Origin of the sequence: Moorena sp. SIO4G3, assembly GCF_010692305.1 — a bacterium.
Classification (GTDB): domain Bacteria; phylum Cyanobacteriota; class Cyanobacteriia; order Cyanobacteriales; family Coleofasciculaceae; genus Moorena; species Moorena producens_A.
In genome coordinates, this window is record NZ_JAAHIG010000614.1 from 1 (window position 1) to 3,122 (window position 3,122).

Below are 3,122 nucleotides of genomic sequence, written 5' to 3' on the forward strand. Positions count from 1 at the left end.
TCTGAAAAGCACAGCATACTTCTAGGAATCATTTGAAAGACCTACCCTCTGAAGTAGAGTCTCCTGCTGATCCAGCATTCTCACTAGACTTTCCTCATCCGGATGATCCCATCCTAGAAGGTGAAGTAAACCATGGGTTGCCAGCCAGGCTAGTTCCTTGGATAGGGAATGCCCGTGCTGTTTAGCCTGTTGAACAGCAGTATCTACCGAAATCACGATATCACCCAAGTATATAGGCACCGATAATTGCTTTTGAGGTGATAACTTAGGAGAGTTTACCTCTAAAGCTGCAAAAGCAAGTACATCTGTAGGCTGATTTTTTTTTCGGTACTGGGAATTAAGTGCCTTAATTTCACTATTGTCGGTAAGGCGAAGACTCAATTCGTAGCTCTTCGCCTCCGGTAAATCCGGTTCGAGGCTTGCTAGCCATTGGTCAAACCAGCTTTCCCAAGTGTGGAGGGAAATTGGGCTGCTGGATTGGTTAGTAATGGTTTCAGCGGAATGGGAGCGATTAAAGAAACAATCCTGTACACTCAATTCAAACTTCACACTCAGCGTCTCCAAAAGGCTTGGCTACCAGTAGGGTAACCTACTGGGATTACCTAGCCGATTGGCTAGGTCTGGTCTTGCTTAACCCTGGTTCTAGGACTATGCTTACTGTTCCCTTACCTTTGCTATCTCTTTTGAGATAGGGGTCACCAGTAAGTTAAACTGACTTAACAAACTCTTTAGCTAACGAGTTAGGTAGGCAAGACCCACCATTAAGGCCAATAAACCAGAAACTGTGAGGAAAAAGTGCCTCAGGGATTTACCTCCCTTACGCACCATATTGCGCATGGCCAACTTGGTGTAACTAGGCTTGGGTTCACTTGAACCGCTATCGGCTGGGGCTGTAGTTGTATCCAGACCTTGTTCTGGCTGTTGGTTTTGTGAAGGTGGGTTGCTCATCGAACACAAGTACTCTACGTGATAATTAATTTGCTGATTTTAATGTAACAGCAGACTTAACAATTTTTACCAGGATTTACTCAGAAACTCTAACTGTAGCCTGCTTTATCAATGCACCCTAAACCTAGCGATGCAGCGCCGACCTGCGGGGGTTTCCCCCATGAGCGACTGCATCAAGATAAGGCGAGTTTGTTGCTAAATTTTGCCTAATTCCTGCTTACTTGAAACTTGACCACTGACTATTTATCAGTAATAATCAACCAACTTTGAGAATCACTAATGACCAATCATTAGTGATTAGTTAGTTAATTGATTTTCTTGACGCAGATACGCTTCAATGAATAAGTCAATATTACCATCAACGACATCATTAACTGCTGTGGTTTCGAGACTAGTGCGTAGATCTTTCACCATCTGGTAAGGATGAAACACATAATTTCTAATTTGGTTTCCCCAAGCCGCTTCCACCATGTCCCCTCGAATTTCGGCAATTTCTTGAGCTCGTTGCTCCTCAGCAATCACGAGTAGCTTAGCTTTCAGCAGTACTAAGGCTTTTTCTTTGTTTTGCAATTGAGAACGCTCCTGAGTACAGCGCACAGCCAGGCCGGTAGGAATATGGACAATCCGCACGGCAGTTTCTACCTTATTGACGTTTTGTCCTCCCTTACCACCAGCACGGGAGGTGGTAATTTCTAAATCCTTCTCGGGGATTTCCAGCTCAACGGTATTATCCACCGCAGGCATCACTTCTACTCCAGCAAAACTAGTCTGTCGCTTACCGTTAGCATTAAACGGGGAAATTCTAACCAGTCGATGAGTACCTTTCTCCGCTTTCAGGTAACCATAGGCGCGGAGTCCGTCTATTTCCAGAGTGGCAGACTTAATCCCAGCTTCATCCCCTGGGGAAATTTCCGCTAGGTGGGCTTTATAACCATGGTTCTCTGCCCAACGGGTGTACATGCGCAGTAATATGTCAGCCCAATCTTGGGCATCGGTTCCACCAGCCCCTGCATTGATGGTGAGGACAGCACCTAATGCGTCGTAGGTACCAGATAACAGCTGTTCCAACTCCCAGCGATCCAGTTCTTTATTCAGCTGAGTCAAGTTGGTTTGAGCTTCGGCAAGCAGTGCCTCATCGGTTTCTAGTTCTAGCAACTCCAAGATCGCTTTAGTGTCTTCCAAACTAGATTGCCACTGTTGATACCGTTGGAGGTTAGATTTTAGGTCGTTGAGTTGTTGAAGGGTCTGTTGAGCAGACTTTTGATCATCCCAAAAATCCGGTTGAGCTGCCAGCTGCTCTAAATCTTCAATTTTGGCATTCAGAGCAGCAATGTCAAAGATAGTCCTGGGTTTTACCCAGGCGCTCCGACAATATTTCAACTGCCCGTTTCTGGTCTACGGTTTCCATAATGCTTAAATCCTTTACAACACCATTATACACCACCAGGGGCTCTTAATTGATTTTAACTATTATTATACATTTAAACTATAGTTTAGTATAAAATAGCGATAGCCCGATGGGATCGCAATCTCAAATTCCCCCGTCAAGTCCCTTGACCGTAGGTCACGCTTTCGGCAAAGCCGACGCTGCTTGAGGTGCGAACGCTCCAATTCAAAATTAAAAATTATTAATTCAAAATGACAATCAGTGGGGGCTTTTACCCGCCACTGAGTGAAGACCACAACTCGCTTCGATCCAATTCAAAGTTCAAAATTATTAATTCAAAATGATTCGGACAATTCTATATTTTGAATTTTGAATTACCCAAAGGGTTCAGCCTCTAATGAAGAAGTATGGTTTTGATTTTTTTTAGCAAAATCGACGATTGTTCTATATCCTAAGTATCCCAGAATTGTTGTTGCTAAAATTATGATAAATAATACGATCAATCAGGAATGAATTCTTCCTCGATCGCTGCAAAAATTATTGATTTATTATAGTTAATAAACTATACTATTCATAGTTAAAATTATTTGATACAACTCGACGTTCTCTATCATTCTATATCGAGGCGATCGCCATCGGTTTAAGTAGATATACCCGACTATGGAACAGCCCTGCCCTACTCCCTACGGGCAAAAGAAGCCCCACACCTAATGCGCAGCATAGGTGTGGGATGAATTTTGCACAGAGTATGTATGGAATTGCTATAATATATGTACTGATAAACAAA

Annotated in this window: 3 protein-coding genes; all 3 read right to left on the minus strand. The window is 43.3% G+C overall.

Annotation, left to right across the window (positions count from 1 at the left end; all coding sequences use genetic code 11):
• Positions 1-21: 21 nt before the first annotated feature.
• The gene (ybeY, locus tag F6J99_RS43655) at positions 22-549 is read right to left on the minus strand and encodes an rRNA maturation RNase YbeY (protein WP_293123352.1); all 528 of its coding nucleotides are present in this window, start codon (positions 547-549) and stop codon (positions 22-24) included.
• A gap of 183 nt (positions 550-732) precedes the next feature.
• Positions 733-948, minus strand: a complete 216-nt coding sequence (locus tag F6J99_RS43660) for a DUF3285 domain-containing protein (protein WP_070391659.1) — start codon at positions 946-948, stop codon at positions 733-735.
• Positions 949-1,245: 297 nt separating this feature from the next.
• A protein-coding gene (prfB, locus tag F6J99_RS43665; RefSeq protein WP_149031386.1) for a peptide chain release factor 2 occupies positions 1,246-2,356 on the minus strand; the annotation gives its coding sequence in 2 pieces (ribosomal slippage) (positions 1,246-2,283 and positions 2,285-2,356; 1,110 coding nt in all).
• Positions 2,357-3,122: the final 766 nt, after the last annotated feature.